The 3,930-nt window shown below is 44.9% G+C and carries 5 protein-coding genes; 2 read left to right on the top strand and 3 right to left on the bottom strand.

Annotated elements, in window-relative coordinates:
* The first annotated feature begins 137 nt into the window (after positions 1-137).
* Positions 138-935 (top strand): cyclase family protein, encoded by a 798-nt coding sequence (locus I8U27_RS20110; protein ID WP_220186055.1) that lies wholly within the window; start codon positions 138-140, stop codon positions 933-935.
* Between the two features lie 287 nt (positions 936-1,222).
* Here the strand turns inward: I8U27_RS20110 and I8U27_RS20105 are convergent, their stop codons facing one another.
* Together I8U27_RS20105 and I8U27_RS20100 are read right to left on the bottom strand one after the other, a co-directional pair.
* Entirely contained in the window at positions 1,223-1,960 is a 738-nt protein-coding gene (locus tag I8U27_RS20105; RefSeq protein ID WP_181755081.1) for an SDR family oxidoreductase, read from the bottom strand.
* A gap of 60 nt (positions 1,961-2,020) precedes the next feature.
* On the bottom strand, positions 2,021-2,284 hold the full coding sequence (locus I8U27_RS20100) for an Atu4866 domain-containing protein (RefSeq protein WP_181755079.1): 264 nt from the start codon (positions 2,282-2,284) through the stop codon (positions 2,021-2,023).
* A 264-nt stretch (positions 2,285-2,548) separates the two neighbouring features.
* Here I8U27_RS20100 and I8U27_RS20095 point away from each other — a divergent pair, with 264 nt between their 5' ends.
* The gene (locus I8U27_RS20095) at positions 2,549-3,469 is read left to right on the top strand and encodes an AraC family transcriptional regulator (protein WP_181755077.1); all 921 of its coding nucleotides are present in this window, start codon (positions 2,549-2,551) and stop codon (positions 3,467-3,469) included.
* 290 nt (positions 3,470-3,759) lie between these two features.
* Here the strand turns inward: I8U27_RS20095 and I8U27_RS20845 are convergent.
* Positions 3,760-3,930, bottom strand: a 171-nt coding sequence (locus I8U27_RS20845; protein WP_232345711.1) for an ATP-binding protein, incomplete at its 5' end; no start/stop codon positions are given.

Genomic DNA, 3,930 nt, shown 5'->3' with positions numbered 1-3,930 from the left:
TTAATCCGCCTCCGTGGTTTGGTGTGGGTTGGCGCTTTCATCTAACCACATTTAGGCGGATTTTTCTATTATTTTTTAAAAGAGTTATGCAACAACCTCATAATAGACATAATTATATATGAGGAGTGGACACCCCAATGGAAACCATCGAGAGAAACGGTAAACGGACGATACTGATTGATCTGAGTGATCGGCTGAGTAACAAAACAAGTGAATATGAATTAAATCCCCATCGTATTACATACCTGGATCATGCAGCCGGTGTAGAACTAGGAGAGAAAGCATTGGGGCTGGGTAAAGAGTATTGGCCTGATCAAGTCGCATGGGCAGTTGAGGAAGTCACCCTTTCAACCCACTCGGGTACACATATTGATGCACCTCTTCATTACGGACCTATGAGTGGAGGAAAACCCGCCCGAACCATTGACCAGGTTCCTTTACACTGGTGTTATGGGGACGGGGTACTGCTGGACATCACCCATAAAAAAGTGGGGGAAGGGATTTCCGCTGAAGACATACAGGCAGAGTTGGAAAGAATCCGGTATGAAATAAAACCATACGATATTGTTCTCATTCACACAGGAGCATCCAAGTATTTCGGAACCCCCCACTATGCTTTTAAAAAATCGGGACTTGTAAAAAATGCAACGGAATGGCTGGTCAACCAGGGTATCAAATTAATCGGTATCGATGCCTGGGGACTGGACCGGCCTCTCAATATCATGGCGGAAGAAGCGAAGGAAGGCAAAGTACAGTTCTGGGAGTCTCATCTGTTTGGAAGAGAAAAAGAGTATTGCCAGATTGAGAAATTATGCAACCTGGATCAAATCCCGAAACCTTATGGCTTCAAAGTGTCTGCTTTTCCGATTAATATCGAAAATGCCAGTGCAGGCTGGAGCCGGGTTGTTGCGATCTTTGAAGAAGAGATCGACTGAAAAATCCGGTGCGAACAGGCTGGCAAGAAAAATCAGATTTTAAAGAGTTGCTAAAAAAGGCAACTCTTTTTTGTATAATAGCAAAAAGCCGGCAAATGAAATAGGGGAGTATAGATCTCATTAGCAGAGATGGATCTTTTTCTTTCAAAATACAAAGGACTTACTATCTTGAAAGCGATCAATTGAAATATTTATCTAAAAACTCCAAGGCAACTCCGCACACAACGAAAATCAGGAAAACGACACCACTCGGAGGCTAGTTTTACTTCCAAGTTCAGACCATTGCTTTAAGCGGAACTTGCAGTCGGTCTTATGATAATCTCATTCACGTCTACTTCAGGTGGTTGCTCTATGGCAAATAATATGGCTTGTGCAATAGAAGAAGCAGGAATCGAAATTCGTCTATATTCCTTCATTATCTGTCTGGCTTGATCATCAGAGATACTATCGGCAAGTTCCGAATCCGTAACGCCAGGCGATATTTGCGTGACGCGTATATCACTCCCAACTTCCTGGCGCAAACCTTCGGAAATGGCGCGAACAGCATATTTGGTAGCACAATAGACTGCTGCGGTGGGAGATACCGCGTACGCACCAATGGAAGCAATATTAATAAATTGGCCAAAGCCTTGTTTCTTCATAACAGGTAATCCAGCCGCGATGCCATGGAGAACTCCGCGGATATTCACATCAATCATGCGGTTCCACTCGTCCAGTTTCAGCGCCTCCAAGGGGGATAGTGGCATGATGCCTGCATTATTGAGAATGACGTCAATCCGGCCAAATCGGCTAAGTGCGAAGTCGATAAAAGATTCCATTTGATCGCAATGTACGACATCCAATGCTTGGTATATCGCAGATCCGCCTTCTGCAATCAATGTGGAGGCAAGCTTCTCCAATCTGTCGGTACGCCTTGCTCCCAATACCACATGGGCACCATGTTGAGCCAGCAACCGCGCTGCTGCTTCTCCAATCCCGCTGCTCGCGCCTGTAATCGCTACTACTTTCCCTTTCACGTTAGACAAGTGCTTTTCCTCCTCGTTATATTTTTCAAATACAGATCGCATTGTGAACACGAACGCAAGCTATTCTTCTCGATACAAAATCATCCCAGCATGATAAAGAATACCGTTCCGAAAATCGCCATCAGCCGTGAATCCCGTATCATCTACATATTCGATGTGATCGCCTTCGATGAAATAGCGGCCTTGATAGGCGCTTTTCCGATCGCCGCGAGCTTCGTCATAACGTCCGTTGGGCAATAGTTCGTGACGGATATATCCGTCCTTGGTAACCCACATTCCTACATACGGATGATGTTCCCGATTTGCATTATTAGATGGATCCATTCCACATTCACCCTCTACTCTCTTGTCTAATCCTAGTCTTGAGTCGATTATCAGCCTGGAATTGCAACACGCTGAATATCAGTAACAGGATCAGCATCTGATTCACCTTTTGCATCAATCTCCCCTCGACCTATCATCTCTTGGGATATTTTCATTATGAGGTACGCGGACGTCAGTGCGGTAGCCAAATCCATGAGAGTTCTTGCCTAATCCTCCAAAGTTTATTAGTATTGAATCATATCCAATCGGGGAGGCACGAATATTATGAAGTTAGATGACGAGGGGCAACAACTGCAAAGGGAACTGGCGGCGTATATAGAAAAATACACTGGTAAAGACGGCACGCACTCTACATACATACCCGATCTGCATTTTATACGAGCATCCAAGGAGACCGAACCGATCCACTCCATTCATGAACCTGCGCTCTGCGTTGTCGCTCAGGGTACGAAATTGATGATGCTGGCAAAAGAAAGTTATCTCTACGACTCATCCAGTTATCTGGTCGTTTCCATGCACTTGCCCGTTTCCGGGCAAGTGGTTGAAGCAACATCGGAACGTCCCTACCTGTGCCTCCGGCTGGATTTTGATAAGCAGCAAATTTTCGATTTGATCAAACAATGCGATAAGACCCCCAAAAAACCAACTCACTCACAAAGAGCTCTATTCGTTAGCAAAATGAATCGATCGCTGCTTGATGCCATTGTCCGACTCGTTCGCCTTCTGGATACGCCGGAGGATATTCCCGTAATTGCTCCTCTGATCACGCAGGAAATTCTTTATCGAATTCTTCAAGAGGAACAAGGCCAATCCATAAAACAGTTCGCCATGAGCGGAAGTCATGCCGAACGAATCGCAAAAGTAGTTCAATTGATCGAACGTGATTTTAATCAGCCGCTTCCGATCGATATGCTTGCCGCTGCTGTAAATATAAGCCCTTCTTCACTTCATCATCACTTTAAAGAAATAACCGCCATGAGTCCGCTTCAATATCAAAAACAAGTCAGATTGCAAGAGGCTCGCCGCCTTTTGCTCTCCGAGACGATCGGAGCAGCGGATGCCGGATTTCAAGTGGGTTATGAAAGCCCCTCCCAATTCAACAGGGAATACGCCCGAATGTTCGGCATGCCTCCGGTTCGAGATATCAAACGTCTTCGCGATTCACTGGGACTCGTTACGAATTGAGCAAAGCTTGACTCTACTCTAAGACAAAGCCCCCAACCAGATTGGCGGGGGGCTTGAAATGTTATAAAGTTTGGGGAAAACGGTGGAATCTAAAATAAGAAAGCTGTAAAACCAAATCGAATTACCATTTACTACTCAATCAAAAATCACAAAGGGCGGATCATCCTTGAGTGTTGCACGGCTTTCATCTAAAAACTATCCTCTCTATCAAATTTTTCTACTTGTAGGTCAACTTTGTTCACGTTTCGAACAAATGTAAATGTCAATCATAAAGTTGACCACCGTGCTCATCAAAAAATTGACCACCTTGGCAAAGAAGTAGCCACCCGACGGGTGGATAATTTTTTCATGATCACGACCGTTGCATACTTTTGTTTAAAGCGGTAGCTCTCACCGTTCATCGCAAAGATATGGGCTCGATGAGTAAGCCGATCAACAAGAGCGGCTGTCATTTGCTCATC

The organism is Paenactinomyces guangxiensis, from assembly GCF_016055185.1.
GTDB classification, from domain to species: domain Bacteria; phylum Bacillota; class Bacilli; order Thermoactinomycetales; family Thermoactinomycetaceae; genus Paenactinomyces; species Paenactinomyces guangxiensis.
Note: the sequence above shows the minus strand (reverse complement) of the source record. Positions and strands in the feature narration are given on the sequence as shown.

Bases quoted from the DNA above. Each gene is read 5' to 3' on its own strand.
- I8U27_RS20110 (WP_220186055.1), top strand. From the start codon at position 138: ATGGAAACCATCGAGAGAAACGGTAAACGGACGATACTGATTGATCTG.
- I8U27_RS20100 (WP_181755079.1), bottom strand. From the start codon at position 2,284: ATGGATCCATCTAATAATGCAAATCGGGAACATCATCCGTATGTAGGA.
- I8U27_RS20095 (WP_181755077.1), top strand. From the start codon at position 2,549: ATGAAGTTAGATGACGAGGGGCAACAACTGCAAAGGGAACTGGCGGCG.